At 63.3% G+C, this 20,949-nt stretch carries 24 protein-coding genes; 13 read left to right on the plus strand and 11 right to left on the minus strand.

Annotated features, from left to right (window positions below):
- Nucleotides 1-541: 541 nt before the first annotated feature.
- The 3 genes from ACX80O_RS14865 to ACX80O_RS16700 all read left to right on the plus strand — a co-directional run bounded on the left by ACX80O_RS14865 (nt 542) and on the right by ACX80O_RS16700 (nt 2,064).
- Nucleotides 542-1,036 carry a hypothetical protein gene (locus tag ACX80O_RS14865; RefSeq protein WP_459308613.1) on the plus strand — a complete coding sequence of 165 codons (495 nt, stop codon included), beginning with the start codon at nt 542-544 and terminating at the stop codon, nt 1,034-1,036.
- Between the two features lie 157 nt (nt 1,037-1,193).
- Nucleotides 1,194-1,577, plus strand: a complete 384-nt coding sequence (locus ACX80O_RS14870) for a DsrE family protein (RefSeq protein WP_459308614.1) — start codon at nt 1,194-1,196, stop codon at nt 1,575-1,577.
- A gap of 316 nt (nt 1,578-1,893) precedes the next feature.
- Nucleotides 1,894-2,064, plus strand: a complete 171-nt coding sequence (locus ACX80O_RS16700) for a DUF8730 family Cys-rich protein (RefSeq protein WP_525929873.1) — start codon at nt 1,894-1,896, stop codon at nt 2,062-2,064.
- A gap of 242 nt (nt 2,065-2,306) precedes the next feature.
- Here the strand turns inward: ACX80O_RS16700 and ACX80O_RS14875 are convergent, their stop codons facing one another.
- From ACX80O_RS14875 to ACX80O_RS14900, 6 genes are all read right to left on the minus strand, one after another.
- Nucleotides 2,307-2,615 (minus strand): hypothetical protein, encoded by a 309-nt coding sequence (locus ACX80O_RS14875; protein WP_459308616.1) that lies wholly within the window; start codon nt 2,613-2,615, stop codon nt 2,307-2,309.
- Nucleotides 2,616-2,728: 113 nt separating this feature from the next.
- Nucleotides 2,729-4,012, minus strand: coding sequence for an MFS transporter (locus ACX80O_RS14880; RefSeq protein ID WP_459333912.1), 1,284 nt, complete (start codon nt 4,010-4,012; stop codon nt 2,729-2,731).
- 96 nt (nt 4,013-4,108) lie between these two features.
- Nucleotides 4,109-5,512, minus strand: a complete 1,404-nt coding sequence (locus tag ACX80O_RS14885) for an MBL fold metallo-hydrolase (protein WP_459308619.1) — start codon at nt 5,510-5,512, stop codon at nt 4,109-4,111.
- A gap of 151 nt (nt 5,513-5,663) precedes the next feature.
- Nucleotides 5,664-5,990, minus strand: coding sequence for a rhodanese-like domain-containing protein (locus ACX80O_RS14890; protein WP_459333913.1), 327 nt, complete (start codon nt 5,988-5,990; stop codon nt 5,664-5,666).
- 90 nt (nt 5,991-6,080) lie between these two features.
- Nucleotides 6,081-6,995 carry a sulfite exporter TauE/SafE family protein gene (locus ACX80O_RS14895; protein ID WP_459333914.1) on the minus strand — a complete coding sequence of 305 codons (915 nt, stop codon included), beginning with the start codon at nt 6,993-6,995 and terminating at the stop codon, nt 6,081-6,083.
- Entirely contained in the window at nt 6,992-7,615 is a 624-nt protein-coding gene (locus ACX80O_RS14900) for a rhodanese-like domain-containing protein (RefSeq protein WP_459333915.1), read from the minus strand. The genes ACX80O_RS14895 and ACX80O_RS14900 overlap by 4 nt, the downstream gene beginning before the upstream one ends.
- A gap of 126 nt (nt 7,616-7,741) precedes the next feature.
- On the opposite strand from ACX80O_RS14900, the gene ACX80O_RS14905 reads away from it, so the two are divergent.
- Entirely contained in the window at nt 7,742-7,999 is a 258-nt protein-coding gene (locus tag ACX80O_RS14905; protein ID WP_019482538.1) for a metal-sensitive transcriptional regulator, read from the plus strand.
- Nucleotides 8,000-8,036: 37 nt separating this feature from the next.
- Entirely contained in the window at nt 8,037-8,462 is a 426-nt protein-coding gene (locus tag ACX80O_RS14910) for a DUF302 domain-containing protein (RefSeq protein ID WP_459308624.1), read from the plus strand.
- A 277-nt stretch (nt 8,463-8,739) separates the two neighbouring features.
- Here the strand turns inward: ACX80O_RS14910 and ACX80O_RS14915 are convergent, their stop codons facing one another.
- The 3 genes from ACX80O_RS14915 to ACX80O_RS14925 all read right to left on the minus strand — a co-directional run bounded on the left by ACX80O_RS14915 (nt 8,740) and on the right by ACX80O_RS14925 (nt 9,891).
- Nucleotides 8,740-8,931: a hypothetical protein gene (locus tag ACX80O_RS14915; RefSeq protein ID WP_459333916.1), complete on the minus strand. Its 192-nt coding sequence runs from the start codon at nt 8,929-8,931 to the stop codon at nt 8,740-8,742.
- A 127-nt stretch (nt 8,932-9,058) separates the two neighbouring features.
- A complete protein-coding gene (locus ACX80O_RS14920; protein WP_459333917.1) occupies nt 9,059-9,649 on the minus strand; it encodes a DUF4386 domain-containing protein in 591 nt (196 codons plus the stop codon).
- Complete coding sequence (locus tag ACX80O_RS14925; RefSeq protein WP_459333918.1) at nt 9,646-9,891, minus strand: hypothetical protein; 246 nt, start codon at nt 9,889-9,891, stop codon at nt 9,646-9,648. The genes ACX80O_RS14920 and ACX80O_RS14925 overlap by 4 nt, the downstream gene beginning before the upstream one ends.
- A 64-nt stretch (nt 9,892-9,955) precedes the next feature.
- On the opposite strand from ACX80O_RS14925, the gene ACX80O_RS14930 reads away from it, so the two are divergent.
- On the plus strand, nt 9,956-10,627 hold the full coding sequence (locus ACX80O_RS14930) for a TetR/AcrR family transcriptional regulator (RefSeq protein ID WP_459333919.1): 672 nt from the start codon (nt 9,956-9,958) through the stop codon (nt 10,625-10,627).
- Between the two features lie 167 nt (nt 10,628-10,794).
- Nucleotides 10,795-11,817 (plus strand): non-homologous end-joining DNA ligase, encoded by a 1,023-nt coding sequence (gene ligD / locus ACX80O_RS14935; protein WP_459333920.1) that lies wholly within the window; start codon nt 10,795-10,797, stop codon nt 11,815-11,817.
- 239 nt (nt 11,818-12,056) lie between these two features.
- Here the strand turns inward: ligD and ACX80O_RS14940 are convergent, their stop codons facing one another.
- Nucleotides 12,057-13,103 (minus strand): ATP-dependent DNA ligase, encoded by a 1,047-nt coding sequence (locus tag ACX80O_RS14940; protein ID WP_459333921.1) that lies wholly within the window; start codon nt 13,101-13,103, stop codon nt 12,057-12,059.
- A gap of 147 nt (nt 13,104-13,250) precedes the next feature.
- On the opposite strand from ACX80O_RS14940, the gene gcvH reads away from it, so the two are divergent.
- The 5 genes from gcvH (at nt 13,251) to ACX80O_RS14965 (ending at nt 16,305) form a co-directional block, all read left to right on the plus strand.
- Nucleotides 13,251-13,637 carry a glycine cleavage system protein GcvH gene (gene gcvH, locus ACX80O_RS14945; RefSeq protein ID WP_459308633.1) on the plus strand — a complete coding sequence of 129 codons (387 nt, stop codon included), beginning with the start codon at nt 13,251-13,253 and terminating at the stop codon, nt 13,635-13,637.
- A gap of 104 nt (nt 13,638-13,741) precedes the next feature.
- Complete coding sequence (locus ACX80O_RS14950) at nt 13,742-14,236, plus strand: FHA domain-containing protein (RefSeq protein ID WP_459333922.1); 495 nt, start codon at nt 13,742-13,744, stop codon at nt 14,234-14,236.
- 10 nt (nt 14,237-14,246) lie between these two features.
- Entirely contained in the window at nt 14,247-14,996 is a 750-nt protein-coding gene (gene ftsR, locus ACX80O_RS14955) for a transcriptional regulator FtsR (protein ID WP_459308636.1), read from the plus strand.
- Between the two features lie 11 nt (nt 14,997-15,007).
- Nucleotides 15,008-15,514, plus strand: a complete 507-nt coding sequence (locus ACX80O_RS14960) for a bifunctional nuclease family protein (protein WP_459308637.1) — start codon at nt 15,008-15,010, stop codon at nt 15,512-15,514.
- Nucleotides 15,515-15,711: 197 nt separating this feature from the next.
- A complete protein-coding gene (locus ACX80O_RS14965; RefSeq protein WP_459308638.1) occupies nt 15,712-16,305 on the plus strand; it encodes a MerR family transcriptional regulator in 594 nt (197 codons plus the stop codon).
- A 69-nt stretch (nt 16,306-16,374) separates the two neighbouring features.
- Here ACX80O_RS14965 and ACX80O_RS14970 read toward each other — a convergent pair whose 3' ends face one another.
- Nucleotides 16,375-17,211 (minus strand): ParA family protein, encoded by an 837-nt coding sequence (locus ACX80O_RS14970; protein ID WP_459333923.1) that lies wholly within the window; start codon nt 17,209-17,211, stop codon nt 16,375-16,377.
- Nucleotides 17,212-17,516: 305 nt separating this feature from the next.
- Between ACX80O_RS14970 and ACX80O_RS14975 the strand changes: the two genes are divergently transcribed.
- Nucleotides 17,517-20,924: a pyruvate carboxylase gene (locus ACX80O_RS14975; protein WP_459333924.1), complete on the plus strand. Its 3,408-nt coding sequence runs from the start codon at nt 17,517-17,519 to the stop codon at nt 20,922-20,924.
- Nucleotides 20,925-20,949 lie beyond the last annotated feature (25 nt).

Genomic DNA, 20,949 nt, shown 5'->3' on the forward strand with positions numbered 1-20,949 from the left:
GCCGGCGCGGTCCTATCATCGGCGCCTCGATCGCACCTGCTCAACACCGTCCTGGTGCGAACCAGACCGCAGACCGAGCGCGCGACTGATTCGGCGATCGGCCTGCAGCGATGGCGAGTAGGCTCGTGTCACCGAATGCGCGGAGCCATGGCTCGCCGGAGAGTGACTTCCATACAGGCCAAGTGCGTCCTTAATGACAGGCCGCCAACCGCTCTCCGTGGTCGCCTCCGGTGAGACGTCGGTGGCTGCCAGTGGGCAGATCGCGATAGTGGTTCCTGCTAGCGCCGCGCGGTGATCCGTCCACTCCTGACTTGTCCGGGCTCTGACCCTACTTATGGGGCTACGCCTCAATAGACCCTTACCCTGCTGCCTCGATCTTCTTCTTGAGATGGTAGTCGGATTACCCGGTTATGAGACACCTACGCGCACCGCGACGCATACTGGACCCATGGCACGTACCCCGGATCACAACCCATCATCATCCGAAGAGCCTCACACATCGATAGCGCAATCTGGATCCCGACCGAGGCGGAGATCATGGGTGGTCCCGGTCTCAATCCTTGCCGGAGTCCTCGTCAGCGTCGTGTTTGCTGCGCTTAATGCACTGCAACTGGGGTCATTACAACGTGCACTGGACGGACTCGCGATGCCGGAGACGTTCATGACCGGATATCAGCCGGGGTACGTGGGACAGGTCCAGTCGCTTATGACCGACGAACTTTATGAGCAGTATGGCGCCGCGCACTACCTATGGGGTGTGCTGTTCCCCGTGGTTTTCGCCGCTACTCTGGTCCTGCTCATCTGGCGCCTCACAGCACGTCGACGGATCAGGTGGTTGCTTCTGCCAATTCCGGTAATTTACCTGTGTGTGGACATCGCCGAGAACATTCTCATCGAGACGATGTTCGCCGCGATTCCGGTCGATCCGGGCACGGTGGCGATAGCGTCAGCCTTCACGGTACTGAAATTTGTTCTCCTGGCAGCATGCTTCGCCGTCATCCTCATTGCACTGCAAGTTAGACCACGAAGCACATAGCTGCGCAGCCCGTAGTACCTCCACGCAACAAAACGTTTATACATTTGGGCAATTGGGTTAGCGTGTACTTCAAATGGGTCGCACGTGTCTGGCGACGCACAGCCGGGCCCAACGCACATGACGTCTAGCTGGGCTTGGCGTCAAGAAAGGAACCACTATGTCCACTAACAAACTTTCGCTGACAGCCAGTGCAGCGGGCGCGCCCGGGGTACTGCTGCATGGTGCGGGACAGGGGGTGTTGGACGGGTTGTCCAGCGTCCTGCGCAGCGGGATCAATACGATGGCCGCTCTCCCCGACGGCACGGCCATCGAGATCATCATCCAGGGACGTGGTGTGGCATTGCTGGCCGCGGGATCGGAACTGACTGCGGAAGTTGCTGGTGTCCTCGAAAAAGGACTGCGGGTGCTGGCGTGCGAAAACAGCATGCGCTCGGTCGAGGTGGAGTCGCACCAATTGCTGCCGGGGGTAGGCGTAGTGCCCGCTGCCACTGCACACCTGGCAGCTCGTCAGTGGGAGGGATGGGCCTACGTTCGGCTCTGAGTCCGCGAGCGTCGGCGCCAGTTGAAGGAGTCCTCAACCCGCATCTCAAGAGTGGTGGGTAGGGCGGTCAAGCCGGGGCGGCGTTGCTTCCGTTCGAATTTGAGGACCGTATTAGTCCTTCAATTGAATCAGCCGAAGAACTGTACGCCGGAATCGGTTCAACGAACGTTGCACCCCAAGAGCCCTCTGCCGCTGCCAGCTCTGCGGTTGAAGTGGGTGGAACTTTCTGACCATGCAGAGGAAGTGCTGCGTCCTTGCATTTCCTCATTCAAGCCGATACCCTAGGGGGTATACCATCCCGGAACTAGGAGGCACCATGTGTCGGACAACGACATGTAAACAATGCGGAAAGACAACCTGGGCAGGATGCGGCCAGCACGTCGATCAGGTAATGCGGGGCGTGCCAAGTTCTCAGCAATGTCGCGGCCACGTAAAGGAAGCCAAAGGAAAAGAAGGAATCTTCTCACGGCTATTCCTGCGACGGTAAAATCGCGGCCAGATCTGTGCAACCAATTCAAATCCGGTGTCACCAATAAACTCGCCGTTATCTGAAACGGCGCGTGTCACGGGTGTCGGCGTACTTGATCCCCTCACACGGCGCCGTGGCCTGGCACTGAATTGAAACGCCGGGTGATCGCCAACAACCAGGATTGCGGCAACTGCTGCCCCTAACCACACGCAGTCGGGATTCCACCGCGTGTGGTTAGGGGCAGCAGTTATGCCCGCCGCTCAGTCCCTCGCTGCGCGGATGGCGGATCGTAGGCCCGAGATTGCCGGCAGGCCCGCCAAGCCCATCCCGTTGCTGTAGACCCGGCAGGAGATCGCCGGTTCGCCTGAGGCCGAAAAGGCATCCTGACCGTCCAGGACGAAGGTTGGAGAACCATGAAAATCCAGAGCCTTCGCTTGACCATCGGTGCTGACTACCCGTAGGCGTATCGTCGTGGCATCGAGGGACTCGAGGGCAAGCGCCCGTGCGAACAAAGCTCGCGCGGCTTCTGTATTGGGGCAGCCGGTGATGACGCGCAATTCACATTCCACGAGGGCCTTCTCCTTCACTCAAAGCTGTGATAGATCTTTGCAGCAGGTCCGCCAGTATATCGCTCGCCCTCCCAAGGTTCAGCTGATGTCAGCCTTCTGTTAATGCCCGGCCTTCACGCACTGAGGTGGTGATCTGTGCTGCGCATGCGTAAGGCTACGACCAAACCGGAGATTGCTGTGAGAATGGCGATCACGGCAACTGCCGTGGGTATTCCATAGGCGTCGGCGAGGATGCCGGATAGCAGCGCTCCGATTGCGAAGCCGCCGTCGCGCCACAGCCTGTAGATACCGACGGACCTCGCCCGCCAAACCGGATGGGCAACATCGCCGATGGCGGCCAGCAACGCGGGGTACACCATAGCCGTCCCGGCGCCAAGCAAGATCGCCGCTGCCAGCCAGATCTCGAAGTCCTGGCCCGCAGCCACCATGCCAAGCGCCACCGCCTGGACGATCATGCCGCCAGCGATCAGCGGCTTGCGCCCGATCCGGTCGGAGAGGGCCCCGGTGATCAGTTGCCCAGCCCCCCACACGGCTGGGTAGGTGGCAGCGAGGACAGCGATTTGTTCAATGCTGAGCCCGGCGGCGGCGAATAGAACGGGGAACAGGCCCCAGGCCAGGCCATCGTTGAGGTTGTTCACCATGCCCGCCTGGCTAACCGAGGACAATGACCTGTCGCGAAAGCTGGTCAGAGTGAAAATGTCGCGGTTACTGAGCCCTGGGTGGTTCCCGTCGTGAAGCGGTGCGTGGGCGGCGGCTTCAGCGGTGGCGTGGTGGTGGGTTTCGCGCACGGTCAGGACAGACAAGCCAAGTCCAACGGCGATGAAGGCTGCGCCGAGGAGGAAAGGGCCGGGGCGCAACCCGTACTCGGACGCGATGTAACCCGTCGCGAGGGCTGTGCTGGCGACGCCGAGATAGCCAGCGGCCTCGTTCAGACCCATAGCCATACCCCGACGTTCGGGACCCACCAGGTCCATCTTCATGATCACTGTAGTGGACCAGGTTAGACCTTGGCTGATCCCCAGGACTACGTTGGCCCCGACAATCCACTCCCAGGAGGGCGCGAAGATCAACAGCACCGGCACCGGGAGGGCAATGAGCCAGCCAGCAACCAGGACGGGCTTGCGGCCGTGACGGTCGGAAAGGGAACCGGCGAAGTAATTGGTGGCCGCTTTTGCCAGACCGAATGCGAGGATGTAGGTCAAGGCCGCCGTGTACTGGTCGAGGTGGAAGACTTCCTCCGCGAGGAGGGGCAGTATGGTGCGTTCCTGGCCGAGGGTGCCGCCGACGAGGGCGTTCACCGCCACGAGCAGCATAAACTGGGCGAAATTTTGTCGCAGACCCAGAACAATGTTTCCGGCTGTCCCGGATTGTGGACGGGAGGGGGTGCGATCGGTCATCTGTTGCGCACTCCGTATGGCTCGGTCGGACGTCGGCGGCGGCGACCCGGTTTCCCGGGCCACCGCCGCCGACGAGTGGATTCTGGTGCTGTCCGGTTATGTTGCGGAGGCTGCCAGGTTCTGGTGTTCAGCCCAGGCCGCGTAGCTCCCATCGAGTTCGACGATGTCGTAGCCAGCACGGCGCAGGGCACTAGCGGCGACCGAGTTCCTGACGCCGCTTTGGCAGTACGTCACGATGGTACCCTCGGCAGGCAGCTGGTCGAGGTGCCACATGACGCGTCCACCGCTCAGCTGGCTGGATCCGGGGACGTGCCCTGCCGTGTGTTCGGTGCGGTTACGGACATCCAGCACCAAGGCTGCATCGAAGGTGTCCAGTTCCTCCGGCTGGATCAGGCGGGGGGTGCTCATGGGGAGTCCGGACAGCGTGGTGACGTAGCCGGAGACGTTGTCGATCCCAACCCGGACCAGATGATCCCACATTTCCTGAGCCTGTTCCCTTCCGTCTGCGAGCAGCACCAGGGGGTTCTTGTCGAATTCGGGGTTGACAACCCATGCGCCATAGCTAGCCACGGACTTGCCAGCCGGTATGTTCAAGGAGCCGGTCACAGTGGCCTCGTGGACCTTGCTGTGAGAGCGCGTGTCGACGAAGGTCAAGGTGTCCTCGGCGAGGCCTTCGGCAACGGCCGCAAGGTCCAGTTCGGTCAGGGAGGCGCGTTCGCCCATAATCGCTGGGCCTTCGCGGTTCTCGCGCTTCATCCGTTCGAAGTAGGCGTGGGCATCGGGCTGACCGTCGAGCAACTCGTCAACAAAACCGGCCTCATCGTTGGCCGTGAGGTACGGACCCCACCAAGCGTAGAGACGCTCATAGCCGACCGTCGATGACGGGATGGCGCCGAGGGCCTTGCCGCAGGCGCTGCCGGCACCATGCGCGGGGTGGACCTGGACATAATCTGGCAAGGTCAGGAATTTGTCCCGCAGGCTGGCGAAGAGCTGTTTGGCACCCTCGAACCGGGTGTCGATTCCGCCTGCCGCCTCGTCCAGCAGGTCCGGACGTCCCAGATCACCGGAGAAGACGAAGTCGCCGGAGAGCAGGTAGCCGGGCTGGTCGCTGAATGCGCCGTCGGTCACGAGAAAAGACAGGTGCTCAGGGGTGTGCCCGGGGGTGTGGAGTGCCTGGATGCTGATGTTGCCGACGGTGATCTTGTCACCGTCAAACAGCCGTTCGCCGTCGAATTCGTATTGCCAGTCCGGTCCACCCTCGCCCGAGACATAGATGGTCGCGTCGGTGGCGGCGGCCAGTTCCCTGGTGCCGGAGAGGTAGTCGGCGTGGATGTGCGTTTCGGCTACGGCAACGATTTTCATGCCGTTTTTCGCGGCCAACTCCTGGTACACCGCGATGTCGCGTCGGCCATCAACAACCACGGCCGTGCCGTTGGCCTGGCAGCCGATCAGGTAACTGGCCTGCGCCAGGTCTTCATCGTAAATACGCTCAATAAGCATTGGTGTCTTCCTTTGTGAAGAGGTGGTGGGGGAGTTAATCCCGTTATTCCGATACTAATAATAATACCCTAGGGGGTATCTGGCAACAGGGGTTGCCCAAACTAAGGATTTGTCTTCCTGCGGAACGGGGGTGTCGTAGCGGGGGCATCAGCTAGGAAAGGATGCCGGGTTCCTGAGGGCTTGCCTCGGTGGGGAGTCCGGTCTCGGTCCAGGCAATCATGCCTCCTGCCATCGTGTCGGCGGTGAAGCCCGCACCGTTGAGGAGGTCAGCTGCGCGGGCCGATCTGTTGCCGCTGCGGCAGACGGCGATCACGGGCATAGCGGGGTCCAGTTCGGACAGTCGGTCCTGAAGTTGGCCCATGGGGATGTGGAGGGCGCCGGGGATAATACCTTCGGCAACCTCGAAGTCTTCGCGGACATCGAGGATCCGGGCTTCGTTGCGACGTTGGTTGGTTTCGCTGATGGTGATTTCAGCCATGAGTTTCTCCTTCACGTAGTTGAACTGTTTGTTGGGGAATGGATTCGCCACCCTGGAGCAAATTACAGATGCTCGCTGACTCTGTCGTGGTCAGGCCGCCGGTGAAGGCTGGCCGTCCCGGTCGTGGTTGGTCCGGTGGGTTTTCCGGAGTGGGCAAGAGCTCACGAAGAACCAGCAGATCGTTGCGGCCGCCGCTGCCAGGGCTAGCGTTGCCGCGACGATGATCAGCCGGAGGTCTGCTGGGGCCTGTTGGGTCAGGACGAAAAGCCCCATAGCCAGGACGAACCAGCCGAACGCTTTGCGCAGGGCGGCTTCCGGGATGCGACCTGCGAGCCGGGATCCGATGAGAGCTCCCACGATCGCAGCCGCCGTCACGGCCAGAGTCAGACCCCAGTCCAGATGTACGGTGGTGAGGTAACCGGCGAGTCCGGCAAAGGACTTCATGGCTATAACTACCAGCGAGGTTCCGACAGCGACAGACATCGGCAGTCCGCCCAGCAGCGCCAGTGCGGGCACGACGAGGAATCCACCGCCAGCGCCGACCAGGCCGGTGACGAGGCCGACGACGGCGCCGTCAAGCACTACCCGACCCAGGGGAAGCTCGTGCTTCACCGGTTCGGCTGGGTCATTCCCGCGGCCCTTTTTTCTGCCGCGGAGCATAGCCACGGAGGTCGCCACCATCATCACTGCGAAAGCAATCAACAAAATCTGGCCCGGAATCTGGCCGCCGAGCAGTCCGCCGACAAAAGCCCCGACCATACCAGCCGCGCCGAAGATCAATCCGGTCCGCCACACAATACGTCCGCCGCGTGCATGGCTGATAACGCTCACCGCAGAGGTGACGCCGACGACAAACAGGGACGCTGCAATCGCCTCCTTGGGCTCGAAACCGGCCACATAGACCAGAATTGGCACGGTCAGGATGGACCCTCCGCCACCGAGGACGCCAAGGGAGAGCCCAATCATCACGGATAGGGCAAGGACCAGGACAAGGGTCTCGGTCACGACGCTTTGGTCTCAACCGTCGCGCCGGACCCGACTGGGAACTGGAGGATGGCGCTTTCACGGGTGGGCTCTTCTGCTGCCTTGTTCCAGGGCATGGCCGAGATTGCCCGGCCCATAGCGCAGGTATTTGTCGCGGCGGAGAAAGTCAGGCCGGTGCCGATCACACCGGCAAGCAACCGGATCTTCGGGGAGACAAACCTGCCCCCGGCCAAGCCGAGGATGACGAGGGAACCAGCGCTCAGGCGCACCTGCCGCTCCAGATCCCAGCGGGCCTTGCCTCGGACCACATTTCCCTTCGCCGCTGCGAATCCCGGGACGCCTCCGGCCAATACATAAGCAGTGGTGATGCCGGAACCACCGAGGCGTTGTCGGGCCTGCTCAGCGCGGGCTCCGGAGTGGCACACCAGGACCACGCGGCTACCTAGCCGAGCAGCAAGCTCGTCCGTGTGCTCAGATAGCAACGGCAGGGGCACGTTGTACGAGCCACGGATATGCATGGATTCGAACTCAGCCGCGGAGCGGACATCAATGACCACGAGATCCTGGTGCTCTTCGATCCAGGAACTCAAGATCTCGGGCGCAAGGGGAGTGACGGTGGGTGCGGTGGATGGGGGAGTCATGGATGTCCTTTCGAGACGGTTGTGATGAAACTGGCCACTCACCGAGCATACGTATACCCCGGGGGGTAGTCAACACACCCCTTGGGGTATATAATCGAAGTACCAATTCCTGTTATCGGAGACGACATGCAACTAGATTCAACAGAGTTAACCCCCGTGGTCAACCGGCTCAAACGCGCCCAGGGCCAGCTCGCCGCTGTGACCCGGATGTTGGAGGAAGGGCGGGACTGCAAGGACATCGTCACCCAGCTTGCCGCTGTTTCGAAGGCACTGGACCGTGCCGGGTTCGCTATTATCGCCAGCGGTCTGGAGCAGTGCATCGTCCGTAAAGATGCAAGCATGGACATGAAGGACCTGGAAAAGCTTTTCTTGTCCCTGGCCTGAACCGCCCTAAATCAGCCAATCAGCACAAGGAGTCGTCATGAGCTACACGCACACGGTCACTGTTCCTCTCTCCTGGACTGAAGCGGTCCAGCGCACCCGGGACGCACTTGCTGAACAGGGCTTCGGAATCCTCACCGAAATCGATGTCCGCGCCACCTTCGAAGCTAAACTCGGCAAGGAATCGGCCGACGCCGTCGGTGACTACCTGATACTTGGCGCCTGCAACCCCGCCCTGGCAAGCCGTGCCCTCGCAGCCGAGCCGGAGCTCGGCGTGCTGCTGCCGTGCAACGTCGTTGTCCGCCGGGGCAGTGGCGCAGGTGAGACGACCATTGAGGCTATTGATCCTCAAACTATGGTTCAGCTCAGCGACACCCCGGCCGTCCGGGAGATCGCCGGCGATGCCAATGAGCGTCTCCGTAAAGCCCTCGCGCGGCTCGACGGCGCACAGGAAGGGTTGACGTAGCCAGACCCGAATGGGACGTTAGTCAAGTCTCACCAGGCCAGATTGCCTCAACTGTAACGAAATTTCGCGGCTGCTGGCACCCCAGACAGCGGGTAGGCGCTATGAGAGCCTCCAGAGCGGCGTGCCGAAGCCTTCCGAGTCGTGGGGTTCCACAGTGGGCGCCGATCGGGACAACAAAACCACCTGCGCCCCCCGCGTCAAACCTATCTGAGGGTTACGCGGAGCCCGCAGCCAAGGACAGCTCGAACGGCTGACCACCTAAGAGCTCCTATAGACGCTAAATCAGAATCAGCGCGAGCCGTCTGACCATGCCCACCGTCAACAGCATGATGAGGGACCCAGCGAGGGCGACGGGCGAATTCCAACCGGATGCAAGCAACGGCGCGATCACCCACGCCAGCCCGGCCATCGGCACGGCAGTCGCTGCCCAGACTCCTATCACCCCGAGAAGGACGAGTTGATGGGTCAAATTCTCGGTTGCAACGTAACCCGCGCTGCGAGGGATTGACTCATGCTGAGTTGGGGATTTCGTGGTTATGCTTCTTCCAGCCAACAGGACTGTTGACTGTGTTCATTTTCTCGAGAAAACAAACCGTTCAGACTGCGCTATCCGAGGGTTGGGGCGATGCAGAGTGAACGGTCGATCTGCGACCGCCCCAGCCGATCAGCCAGATCAGGAAAATAACTTCGCCGACGAAGGTGAATTGTCCGATCGAGGTCGGGCTGCCGGGCAGGATCGCGATGGTGGCCGAGTCGATGAGGTAGCCGGCGCCGGCGATGAGCAGGAACACGCCGATCCAGGATGGGATCGAAGGGGACCGCAGGATTGCGAGGCCGACAAGTGCAAGGTGGAGGCCGAAGAGGAAGAGCCCGGCATCCCATATCGTCTGGAAGCGCTCGGCATCGGCGGGGTGGTATAGGGAGCTGGCGGCGACGGCAAAAATCCCACCATAAGCGATCCTCAATGCGACGGCGCTCTGAGCCAGCAGTGTTCCCCCCGACCTCAGGAGGGGGTAGAGCGCAACGGCTGCGACCACATCGAGTGCCGCGATGAGTAGGACGGCGAGAGCTGCTGCGCCGGTTGCGCCGGTTGGCAGTGCCATCATGAGCCCGAGAGGCGCGAGCACCACCATGAGTGCAAGTGAGATACCCGCGACGAGCGCGGAGGTGCGGAGTGATGTGTTCATGGACGGTCCTGTGCGGTGAGGTGGATGGCGATCTTTCCGGTGACCACGTCAGTGGGTTCCGGTGGGGCTGGGGTCAGATGATTCGCCTTTTCGACCGCGTAATCGGCGAATGAGTCTCGCGCGATGCCGAATACCTGTCGCGGGATGTGCGGAGAACCGCGACGATGCTGCATGATCGCCGTCATCGATGCCAGGGGCGGGATGAATGTGGCTGCTGCAACCCGTGGATCGCTGAATGTCATGACTGACGCCCTTCCGTGATGCGTATCGTACGTTGTACAGTACATGGTACGATAAGCTGGGAAGATGTCAACCACAAGAGCGCCGCGTAACACGCTGACCCACGAGAAGGTGGTTGCCGCTGCGCTGGAGTTGGTGGATCGGGAGGGCCTCAGCGCGTTCACCATCCGCGAACTCGCTGCGCGCCTCGGGGTCCGCCCGATGTCGATCTATCACTACACGACGTCGAAGGAAGAGTTGCTGGACGCGCTGATCGACGTGGTGTTCGGCGAGGTTTACCTCCCGCATCCCGAGGGCAACTGGCGAGAGGAGCTGCTACGACGGTCCGTGTCGATGAGGGAGGCACTCGCGCGGCATCGTTGGGCATTGCCGGTCATGGAAACACGCGCGCACCCAGGGCCCGCGACCTTGGCCCGCCATGAGGGAGTGCTGGCCGTACTTCGAGCGTCGGGCTTCTCGCTGGAAGCATCCGCCCACGCGTACGCGATTCTCGACGCCTTCGTCTACGGATTCTCGCTCCAGGAGGCGATGCTCGAGGTCGCCGGTGTGCCAGACAGCTCGGCAGACGTGGTGGCAGGCATGGACCTCGCGCGATTCCCGCGGGTTGCAGAATTGGCTGCGGCGTACGCCGAGGCCGAGGTATACCCGTTCACGGCGTCGTTCGATATCGGTTTGCGTGTCGTCCTGGACGGGATCGAGCGCATTGCAGAAACCCTCCCGCCATCGAACCGGCGGTGAGCGCAAAGGGAGAACGGACATCGGACGGCCAGAAGTTGGCTCTCGCCGACTGAGACGGGTCAGCACGCTCCAGCCGGAGGATCGCCTCGTCCAACCCGGCGAGCTCCGCGCGCGGAGCCAGTCCTCGCTCGGTGGAGCCCCTCCAGGAGCGGGAGTATGTTGGAGGCATGGCATCTGAGGCAACTGTCCTGTCCGTTGACGGACCCCATGGCACCCGCAACGTGCGGATCTCCAGTCCCGGCCGGGAGCTATGGCCCGATCTGGGGATTACCAAGCTCGACCTGGCCAAATATCTTGTCGAGGTAGGGGAGGCCTTCGTTGCCGCCAACGGCGACCGGCCCCTCGCCCTGCAGCGGTTCAAGGACGGGATCGGCGGCGAACAGTTCTTCTCCAAGAACCCGCCCAAGGGTGCACCCGAGTACATCCGGTCGGTGCCCGTCATCTACCCGAGCGCACGATCACACCCTCAACTAGTCATCGATGAACCCGCCGCCGCGGTCTGGGCTGCTCAGATGAACACAATCGTCTTCCACCCCTGGCCGTCCCGGGCCGACAACTCGGACAACCCCGACCAGCTGCGGATCGACCTTGACCCCCAGCCAGGAACAGATTTCGACGACGCCATTCCCGCCGCCATCGAACTGCGCAAGGTGCTGGAGGAGGCCGGACTTACCGCCTTCATCAAAACCTCGGGTAACCGTGGGCTCCACGTTTTCGCGCCCATTGAGCCGGTCCGGGAGTTCCTCGATGTCCGCCACGCGGTCATCGCAGCCGCCCGCGAGCTGGAACGCCGCATGCCCGACGCAGTCACTACCGCATGGTGGAAGGAGGAACGGGGTGAGAAGGTGTTCGTCGACTTCAACCAGGCCAACCGGGACCGCACCATTGCTGGCGCCTACAGCCCCAGGGCTCTTGCCCACGCCCCCGTGTCCTGCCCCATCGAGTGGGACGAACTGGAGAGCGCCGATCCCAAACTCTTCACCGTGCTGACCGTGCCCGAGCGTCTGAAAACCACCGGCGATCCGTGGGCCCGCTTCCACGACAAGCCAGGCTCCATCGATCAGCTACTCGGCTGGTGGCAGCGCGACCTCGACTCTGGACTCGGCGAGCTGCCCTTCCCTCCGGACTATCCGAAGATGCCGGGGGAGCCGTCCCGCGTCCAGCCCAGTCGGGCAAAGAAGGCTAAGTAACTCCTCCGCCGGGGGCCATGAGTGCCGGAACCCACGCATTCAGCACCTCCGGCCCCGTATCTGCGCAGTTGTGGCGGGTGTACTGAAACACCTGCGCAGCTGTGGTGAGTAGAGGCGTGATCAACCCGCCACTGCTGCACAAAGGCTCCCGACGACGGCGCGCCGGACGCGGACAACCCGCCACAACTGCGCAAATTCCGGGTCCAGGTCCTACATGTGCGACAAAAGGGAAGGAGAGGCTAGGCGAGCACCTCGCTGAGGTCGTACGCCGCCGGGACCTCCAGCTGATCGAAGGTGCAGGACTCGGGGTCGCGGTCCAGCCGCCACCGGGAGAACTGGGCGGTGTGACGAAAGCGCGACCCTTCCATCTGGTCGTACCTCACCTCCATGACCCGCCGCGGGTGCAACCGCACAAAGGACACGTCCTTACTGGAAGTGAACCGGCTGCGATCCGTCTCCCCACGAACTGCTTCCCCGTCCGCGTCGCGCACGACGTCGGACGCCAACTCATCGACCAACTCCAGCCGCCGTTTATTGGAGAAGGCCGAGGCGCCGCCCACATTGCGCAGCTCGCCGTCGTCGTACAGTCCCAGCAGCAGGGACCCGACGCCCGCACCGCTGGTGTGGACACGGTAGCCGAGGACGACGACGTCGGCGCTGCGGTGGTGCTTGATCTTGAGCATCCGGCGCTTGCCCGGCTCGTAGCCGGCACCCAGCGGCTTGGCGACGACGCCGTCCAGTCCAGCACCCTCAAATTCGACCAGCCAGCGACGGGCCAGCTCCACATCCCGGGTGGTTTGGGAGAGGTGGATCGGCGCGGTAAACGTGCCGCCAATGCGTTCGAGTGCCGCCCGACGTTCAGCGAAGGGGGAATTAATCAGGTTCTCGGAGCCGGCCGCCAGCAGATCGAAAGCGACGAACGAGGCCGGAGTCTGCTCGGCGAGCAGCCGCACCCGGCTGTCGGCGGGGTGGATCCGCTGCGACAGTGCCTCCCAGTCCAACCGTTCATTGCCGGGGGAGCCGGTGCGGACCACAATTTCGCCGTCGACCACGCACCTCTCCGGAAGGGACGTTTTCAACGCCTCGACCAGTTCCGGGAAATACCGGGTCAGCATCTTCGAGCCGCGGCTGCCGATGTCGACGGTGTCGCCATCGCGGTGGATGATGGCGCGAAAACCGTCCCACTTCGGTTCATACAGCAGGCCGCCGGCCACACTGTCGGGTTCTGGCACATCGCTGACGGCTTTGGCCAGCATGGGCTGAACGGGGAACGGGAGATCAGTCATGATCCGATCTTTCCTCACTCAGCGGCCTGTGGGTAGTCCCTGGGCAGTCCACCCCTGCCCATCGTTCGATCACTATGCCTATACTCGATCAGTGGCCTCCGCAGGACGTCGCGCCCAGTCAGACCGGAGTACGACGAAAGGCTGCCCATGAGCAACGTTCCCGAGAATCTTCACTACACGGTCGAGCACGAATGGGTGACCCCGCCGACCAGCGACGGCGTGGTCCGCGTCGGTATCACCGACTTCGCGCAAGACGCGCTCGGCGACGTGGTCTACGTCCAGATGCCTGAGGCCGGCTCGCGGCTCACCGCCGCCGACGTCGTCGGAGAAGTGGAATCCACCAAGAGCGTCAGCGATATCTACGCACCAGTCACGGGCGAGGTGGTAGCCCGCAACGAGGCTCTGGAAGACAACCCGGGACTGATTAACTCTGATCCTTACGGTGAAGGCTGGCTCCTCGAGATCAAGGTTGCGGATACCGCAGTGGTGGATGACCTGCTGAGTTCATCGGACTACTCACAGCAGGTAGGCTAGAGCTACCGGATTCGTCCGGCGCAGCTGGCAAGATCACCGTTGTAGGGACACGGTGGTCAACCGGTCTCTCGACTGGTTGGCCACATATTTTGGGGAGGAACACCATGGTTGGCAACGAGAATGCGGCCACGTATGGCGGCACAGAAAGTAAGGCGCCGTCGCCCGAAACCACAACGATTGGCATCCCGGCACTGGCGCCCTCCGCTGTGGATCCGAAGCTGTCCCCCGAAGAGCAGGCGGCGGTCACCGCGCTGCCCAGCGCCTCCGCCTTGCTCGTCGCGCACAGCGGACCCAATGCTGGCGCACGGTTCCTCCTCGATCAGGACGTGACAAGCGCCGGACGCCACCCGAACGCCGACATCTTCCTCGACGACGTCACGGTGTCCCGCAAGCATGCTCAGTTTGAGCGCACCGATGCCGGATTTACGGTAATGGATACCCGAAGCCTGAACGGCACCTACGTCAACCATGACCGGGTGGACAGTGTTGTGCTGCGCAATGGCAACGAGATCCAGATCGGCAAGTTCCGATTGACCTTCTACACCGCACAAACCGCAGGACAGCAGCAGTCGCCAGTTCAGCCTCGCGGACAGGAATAGGTCCCGCTGCATGCCCCCACCCCAGTCAGCGCGGCGCACCGTAGGAATCGCTCCCGAGCGAGTCCACGGCAATGTGCTCAACATTGGCGAGGTCCTCACCGAGCTGTCCGGGGACTTTCCGCAGATCACTGCGTCCAAAATCCGGTTCCTCGAGGAAAAAGGACTGATTTCTCCTCAGCGAACCCGCGCCGGCTACCGGAAGTACGCACCGCACGATGTGGAGCGCCTACGCTTTGTCCTCGCGTTACAACGGGACCAGTACCTACCGCTGAAGGTCATCAAGGATTACGTCGACGCCATTGACCGCGGTGAGAAACCCGAGTCGCTGCCGGGCGGCATGACGCTGTCTCCGCGGATGGTCTCCGACCAGATGTCACGTGACCTGCACTCGTACACCCGTTCCCTGACGCTTGAAACACTGACCGCCGAGGCCGGCGCCAGACATGCTCTGGTGCTGGACCTGGTGGGGTTCGGATTGATCGCCCCGGTTGATGGTCGCTTCGACGAACACGCGCTGAGGATCACCCGAGCGTGCGTCTTGCTCGAGGGCCACGGGATTGAACCCCGTCATCTGCGCCCCTTCCGCGCCGCAGCCGACCGCGAGCTGGGCCTCGTCGAACGGGTGGTCGCCCCGGTCGCCTCCCGGCGGGACGTCGCTTCCAAGGCCCGCGCCGCTGAAATGGCCCGCGAAATCAGCGAGTTGTGCCTGAACCTGCACACGGCACTGGTGCAGGGCCACATTTCCCGCATGGATAGCTGAGGCGACCCGCAATGCTTGAAGTAGAAGTTGTCGGAGTTCGGATCGAGCTGCCCTCAAACCAGCCGCTGGTGCTCCTCAAGGAAACTAAAGGCGAACGCCACATCCCCATCTGGATCGGTGCCCCCGAAGCCAGCGCCATCGCCTTCGTGCAACAAGGAATCATCCCGCCCCGACCGATGACCCATGACCTCTTGGTCAGCGTGGTCAACGCCCTGGGCCGGGCGGTGAGTCAGGTCCGGCTGATCTCCGTGGAGGACACGGTCTTCCATGCCGAACTGGTGTTCGACGATGGTACGTCAGTGAGCTCGCGCGCATCCGACGCGATCGCCGTCGCCCTCCGCGTACCGTGCCCCATCTACTGCGCGGTGTCGGTAATGGATGAGGCGGGGGTGGAGATTACCGAGGCGGTCGACGACGACGACGATACCCCCGCGCAGCCACCGGTGAACGCCGAACGGGAACTTCGTCAGTTCCGGGAGTTCCTCGCGGACGTCGAACCCGAAGATTTCGAGCGCTGAGAAGGCCGACACGCCAAACTCTTAAAGCCCCACCTCTTTGACCTGGGGTGCCCGGCAATCTAACGTCGAAGCATACGGTTCCATTGCACTACCCACGAACTCAAGGCAGACTTGGGAGCAAACCCTGATAGTCCTGGTGTGTGACCAATGCCTACCGTTCAGGTTTTTCCACGGCCATCAGAACGAGGAGGCAGCACGTGAGTCCCAAAGGCGAAGCCGGTCCGGGTTCCAATGCGGTTGCGTCCGGATCCGGGATCCCGGCCAGTGCACAGGGTCTCCTGTTCACCGAAGACCTCCCCGTTCTCGATGAGGATGCCGGCTATCGTGGCCCAACGGCCTGCAAGGCCGCCGGAATCACCTACCGCCAACTCGACTACTGGGCCCGCACCGGTCTGGTGGAACCAGCCGTCCGTGGAGCCTCAGGCTCGGGAACCCAACGCCTCTACGGTTTTCGGGACATCCTGGTCTTGAAGGTTGTGAAACGGTTGCTCGACACAGGCGTTTCCCTCCAGCAGATCCGCACCGCCATCGAGCATCTCCGGGAACGGGGCGTCGACGATCTCGCACAAATCACGCTCATGAGCGACGGCGCCAGCGTCTACGAATGCACCTCGGCCGAGGAAGTCATCGACCTGGTCCAGGGCGGCCAGGGTGTCTTCGGTATCGCTGTTGGCAAGGTCTGGCGCGAGGTTGAAGGTAGCCTTGCTGCCCTGCCCAGCGAGCATGCAGTTGATCAGAACTTCCCCGACGACGAGCTCAGCAAACGCCGGGCCACCCGCAAGATCAGCTAACACCACGCCCTTCCCGCACCCAGCGGGCCATACCGCACAGGTCGACCGCAAACCGTGTAGTGGCTGATATCAGGCGCGTCGGGCGACTCGGCTTCTCATCCGGCCGGAATCCAAGAGGTTCTTCAGCAGTTCGTCGAAATACCCGGCCGCAATGTGTGCCGATTCGCCGGGCCAATGATGTACCGAGTGGGCAGCACCCTGAATCTGCTGCCAATTGGCCTGCTCAGCGATGGTGGTACTGAGCAACAGGTCCCCAAACATCTGGCGCATTTCGGCCAGCCGGAACGCGTGCTCGTTAGAGCCCGGGCGCACCCGGTTGGCAACAATCCCGGCAGTCGACAGATTCGGCGCGAACTCCCGCTTGAACAGTTCGATGGCGCGCATGGTCCGCTCGGTGCCTGCCACTGAGAACAGGCCCGGCTCCGCGACGAGGAGCACCCGGTTACTCGCCGTCCACGCCATCCTCGTCAGCCCATTGAGCGACGGCGGGCAGTCAATCAGGACCAGCCCGTAGCCCTCGAGACGGGACAACAGGGTAGCAAGCCGGCGCAGGTCGCGCCTTCCCAGATCCGGCCGGTCGTAGATGCCTGAATAGGCGGAGCCCACGGCGACGTCGAGGATGGGCTTCCTCCCCGACGACGGCGGGTTCTGCGCCAGTGCTGATGCCACCCAACCGCTGGGCATCACGTTGGCTGCGAGATCGCCGCGGCGCGCGATCTTGAGCAGCCGACCAATATCAAGCTGATCGGCCGACCTCACGCCCAGACCCGTGGTGGCATCAGCATGCGGGTCCAGATCGACCACCAGGGTTGGAATTCCTGCGGCGAGTGCTGCCGATGCCAGCCCGAGAGTCACAGACGTCTTGCCGACACCGCCTTTGAGGCTGCTGATGCTCACTACTTGCACTTCTTAAACCAATACCTAACATCTCGTGTACGCGGCTGCCGGGGGTCGCGCTAGGGGGATCCCGGGCCGCAGCCGTCTGCTGGCGGCCTGCTCGCGTCTGGATCTGGTCGGTGCCGCTACGGCGGCGGACCTACCTCCATCATAGGTGAGCGCCAGCCGTAGCAAGGTCCGCTGCAGGGTCGCCCGAATTCGTATGCTGAGAAGCATTAAGGGAGCGGCGTCACAGCGCGGTAGGGTGAAGATTGCCGTGACGCAGGACACGGACGCCCCTACCCGGTGGTGAGATGCACGGACGCAGGAGAGCGATGTTTTCGAAAATTCTGGTAGCAAACCGCGGCGAGATTGCCATCCGCGCCTTCCGGGCTGGGTTCGAGGTTGGGGCCAAGACGGTAGCGGTGTTCCCCTATGAGGACCGCAACTCGATCCACCGGCAGAAAGCCGACGAGGCTTACCTGATTGGTGAAGAGGGCCACCCGGTCCGCGCCTACCTCGACGTCCAGGAGATCGTCCGGGTCGCCAAGGAGTCAGGGTGCGACGCCATCTACCCGGGCTACGGCTTCCTCTCAGAAAACCCTGGCCTCGCCCGCGCCGCCGAAGAGGCTGGCATCACCTTCGTGGGGCCGCCCGCCGACGTGCTCGAACTCGCTGGCAACAAGGTCCACGCGCTGGAAGCCGCCCGCAAGGCTGGCATCCCGGTACTGAAGTCCTCGCAACCCAGCTCCGACGTCGACGAGCTGATCGCCGCCGCTGACGAGATCGGCTTCCCCATCTTCGCCAAGGCGGTCGCGGGCGGCGGCGGGCGCGGAATGCGGCGCGTCGACAAGCGGGAAGCGCTCCCGGAGGCGCTCGAAGCAGCCATGAGGGAAGCTGACTCCGCGTTCGGCGATCCGACCATGTTCCTTGAACAAGCTGTGCTCCGCCCCCGCCACATCGAGGTTCAAATCCTCGCCGACGCGCAGGGCAACGTCATGCACCTGTTTGAGCGTGACTGCTCCATCCAGCGTCGCCATCAGAAGGTCATCGAAATAGCGCCTGCCCCGAACCTCGACGAGAACATCCGTCAGGCGCTGCACCGAGACGCTGTCGCTTTCGCCACCGCGCTGGGCTACGTCAACGCCGGCACTGTCGAGTTCCTCGTCGACACCGTGGGCGAGCGGGCGGGCCAGCACGTCTTCATCGAGATGAACCCCCGGATCCAGGTGGAGCACACGGTCACCGAGGAGATTACCGACGTCGACCTGGTCCAGGCCCAGCTGCGTATCGCCGCGGGGGAGACTCTTGCCGATCTCGGCCTGAGCCAGGACAGCGTCCAGGTTCGGGGTGCCGCCCTGCAGAGCCGCATCACCACCGAGGATCCCGCCAACGGCTTCCGGCCCGACGTTGGACAGATCACCGCCTACCGGTCCGCCGGCGGCGCCGGGGTGCGGCTCGATGGCGGAACCGTTTACGCGGGTGCCGAAATCAGCCCGCACTTCGACTCCATGCTTGTGAAGCTGACCTGCCGCGGCCGCGACCATAAATCGGCGGTGACCCGCGCCCGGCGCGCCCTGGCCGAGTTCAGGGTCCGCGGGGTCTCCACCAACATCTCCTTCCTGCAGGCCGTCCTGGACGACCCGGACTTCATCGCCGGCGACGTGGCGACCAACTTCATCGACGAACGGCCCGAACTTCTCACGGCCAGGGTCTCTGCCGACCGCGGCACCAAGCTGCTCACTTGGCTCGCCGACGTAACAGTCAACAAGCCCCATGGTGAACGACGTGTCGAGATCGATCCGGCCGAGAAACTGCCCGAAGCCGTCGAGGGCGAGCCAGCCCCGGGCCCCGGGTCACGGCAGCGGCTCCAGGAACTCGGCCCGGAGAAGTTCGCTGCCGAACTCCGCGCCCAGACCGCCGTCGCCGTTACCGACACCACCTTCCGCGACGCCCACCAGTCGCTGCTCGCCACCCGGGTCCGCACCCGCGACCTGGTGGCAGCCGGCAACGCTGTCTCCCGTGCCACCCCCCAGCTGCTGTCGGTGGAAGCCTGGGGCGGGGCCACCTACGATGTCGCCCTCCGGTTCCTCGGCGAAGAACCGTGGGAGCGGCTCGCCGCGCTCCGCAAGGAACTGCCGAACATCTGCCTGCAGATGCTCCTGCGCGGCCGCAACACAGTGGGTTATACCCCGTACCCGGAAGAGGTCACCGAAGCGTTCGTCAAGGAGGCCGCGGGCACCGGGATTGACATTTTCAGGATTTTCGACGCCCTCAACGACGTCTCCCAGATGGAGCCGGCCATCCGCGCGGTCCGGGCCACCGGCACCGCTGTGGCCGAGGTGGCCCTCTGCTACACCTCCAACATGCTGGACCCCGAAGAGAAGCTGTACACGCTGGAGTACTACCTGGAGCTGGCGCAGCGGATGGTCGACGCCGGCGCCCACATCCTGGCGATCAAGGACATGGCAGGGTTGCTGCGGCCAGCAGCAGCAACCCAGCTTGTCTCTGCCCTGCGGGAACGCTTCCACCTTCCGGTCCACCTACATACCCACGACACCGCTGGCGGCCAGCTGGCCACGCTCCTCGCGGCCGTGGACGCGGGGGTGGATGCCGTCGACGTCGCCAGCGCATCCCTGGCCGGTACCACCAGCCAGCCCTCGGCGTCGGCCCTGGTCGCAGCCCTGGCCAACACTGAGCGCGATACCGGCATCAGCCTCGCGGCCGTCTGTTCACTGGAACCCTACTGGGAAGCGGTCCGTCGGGTCTATGCTCCCTTCGAATCCGGGCTGCCCGGGCCCACTGGGCGCGTGTATCGTCACGAAATTCCGGGCGGACAGCTCTCCAACCTGCGCCAGCAGGCCATCGCCCTGGGCCTCGGCGAACGGTTCGAAGCCATCGAGGACATGTACACGGCAGCTGACCGGATGCTGGGGCGACTGGTGAAAGTCACGCCGTCGTCGAAGGTGGTGGGCGACCTTGCCCTGCAGCTCGTCGGCACCAACGTGGATCCCGTTGATTTTGAGCAGAACCCACAGAACTACGACATCCCCGACTCGGTGATCGGCTTCCTCAGCGGCGAACTCGGCGACCCTCCCGGCGGCTGGCCCGAACCCTTCCGTACCAAGGCGCTGCAGGGCCGCGACGTCAAGGTCCGCGACACTGAGCTCAGTGCCGAGGATCAGAAGGCCCTGACCGGGGACTCAGCGTTGCGCCGTGCCACCCTGAACCGACTGCTATTCGCCGGACCGACCAAGGACTTCCTCGCCACCCGCGAAACCTACGGGGACGTGTCAGTCCTGGACACCCGGGACTACCTATATGGCCTGCAACAGGGCCGCGAACATGTCATCCCGCTGGAAAGGGGTGTCCGGCTGATTGCCACGCTCAGTGCGGTGTCCGAGCCGGATGAGAAGGGCATGCGCACAGTGATGTGCACGCTCAATGGGCAGATGCGTCCCGTCGCCGTCCGCGACCGCAGCATCCACAGCGATGTCAAAGCCGCCGAGAAGGCCGATAAGGCGACGCCGGGCCAGATCGCTGCGCCTTTCGCGGGTGCGGTCACCATCACCGTGGCCGAAGGCGACACGGTCGAACAGGGTGCCACCATCGCCACCATCGAGGCCATGAAGATGGAAGCGGGAATCACGTCGCCGGTGGGCGGTACCGTCCAGCGGATCGCCGTCGACGTCGTGTCCCAGGTGCAGGGCGGGGACCTCCTCCTGGTGATCAAGACCGCGTAGCCAGTGCCCTGCCGCGGGATTCGGT

The sequence above is a fragment of the Arthrobacter glycogeni genome, from assembly GCF_054511155.1.